Source organism: Nguyenibacter vanlangensis (genome assembly GCF_013376155.1).
GTDB lineage: Bacteria > Pseudomonadota > Alphaproteobacteria > Acetobacterales > Acetobacteraceae > Gluconacetobacter > Gluconacetobacter vanlangensis.
The window spans coordinates 1-1,060 of the sequence record NZ_JABXXP010000870.1; the positions used below are offsets into that span (position 1 = coordinate 1).

At 69.4% G+C, this 1,060-nt stretch carries 1 protein-coding gene; it reads left to right on the forward strand.

The window, feature by feature from the left end; genetic code table 11:
• The coding region (locus HUK84_RS19770; RefSeq protein ID WP_176641729.1) for a proline dehydrogenase family protein at window positions 1-1,060 on the forward strand (1,060 nt) is incomplete at both ends.

Below are 1,060 nucleotides of genomic sequence, written 5' to 3' on the forward strand. Positions count from 1 at the left end.
ACCGCTGATCCGCCGCGCCGTCGACGTCGCCATACGCATGATGGGCGAACAATTCGTCTGCGGCGAGACGATCGACGCCGCCCTGCGCGCCAGCCGCGCGCGCCATGACCGCGGCTTCCGCTATTCCTTCGACATGCTGGGCGAGGCCGCGCTGACCGAAGCCGACGCCGGCCGCTATTTCCGCGACTACGAAACCGCCCTGCACGCCATCGGCCGATCGGCGCAAAACGCGACCGCACGCGATATCCTTGACCGCGACGGCCTGTCCATCAAGCTCTCGGCCCTCCATCCCCGCTACGCGCGCGCCCAGCGCGACCGGGTGATGGCCGAACTGCTGCCCCGGCTGCTGCACCTGGCCCGCCTGGCCCGCCGCTACGATATCGGCCTGAACATCGACGCCGAGGAAAGCGAAAGGCTGGACCTGTCGCTCGACCTGCTCGACGCCCTCTGCGCCGATCCCGGCCTCGCGGGCTGGAACGGCATCGGCTTCGTGGTCCAGGCCTACGGCAAGCGCGCGCCTGCGGTGCTGGACTGGATCATCGCCCTCGCCCGGCGCACCGGCCGCCGCATCATGGTCCGGCTGGTCAAGGGCGCCTATTGGGACAGCGAAATCAAGAAGGCCCAGGTCGACGGCCTGGCGGACTTCCCCGTCTATACCCGCAAGTGCCACACCGACATCAGCTACCTCGCCTGCGCGCGGAAAATGCTGGCGGCGGGCGACGCGCTGTTCCCGCAATTCGCCACCCATAATGCCCGCACCGTCGCCAGCATCCATGCCATGGCCGGCGACGGCTTCCGGCACGGCGACTACGAATTCCAATGCCTGCACGGCATGGGCGAATCCCTCTACGACCATGTCGTGGGCGCCGCGAACCTCGATCGCCCCTGCCGCATCTACGCGCCGGTCGGCTCGCACGAGACCCTGCTGGCCTATCTGGTGCGCCGCCTGCTGGAAAACGGCGCCAATTCCTCCTTCGTCAACCAGATCGGCGACGCCGCCATCCCGCTGGACCGGCTGGTGGCCGACCCGGTCGCCACCGCCCGCGCGCTGGCCGCCGCC